Origin of the sequence: Thermus aquaticus (genome assembly GCF_001280255.1) — a bacterium.
In the GTDB taxonomy this organism is placed as follows: Bacteria; Deinococcota; Deinococci; order Deinococcales; family Thermaceae; genus Thermus; species Thermus aquaticus.
In genome coordinates this window covers 1-469 of record NZ_LHCI01000051.1, presented here as the reverse complement: position 1 = coordinate 469, position 469 = coordinate 1, and the positions used below count along the sequence as shown (strand labels likewise).

The following is a 469-nucleotide window of genomic DNA, read 5'->3' as shown; positions in this document are numbered from 1 at the left end:
GGACCTCCTTGGCCCCCGCCTCCTTCAACATGCCCACGATGCGCCTGCTGGTGGTGCCCCGGACGATGGAGTCGTCTATGAGGACCACCCGCTTGCCCCTCACCGCCGAGGTGGGGGAGAGCTTGAGGCGGGTCTTCAGGTCCCCGAGCTCCTGGGGGGGCTGGGTGAAGGGGCGCCCGGCGGAGGGGGTCTTGTAAAGGCCGTACTCCAGGGGGAGGCCGCTGGCCCGGGCGTAGCCCACGGCGGCCCCTATGCCGGAGTCGGGCACGGGGACCACGATGTCCGCCTCCGCCGGGGCCTCCCGGAAGAGCTCCTCCCCCATCCGCACCCGGGCCTGGTAGGCCTCTATCCCGTCCAAGAGACTATCGGGCCGGGCGAAGTAGATCCACTCAAAGGCGCAAGGGGTGGGGCTTGGGGGGAGGACCTGGAGGCTTTTGAGCTCCCCCGCCTCTACCCAGACCACCTCCCC

General features: G+C 70.4%; 1 protein-coding gene. It reads right to left on the bottom strand.

From position 1 onward, the window contains the following. The coding region (locus BVI061214_RS00315; RefSeq protein ID WP_282953977.1) for a phosphoribosyltransferase family protein at positions 1 to 469 on the bottom strand (469 nt) is incomplete at both ends.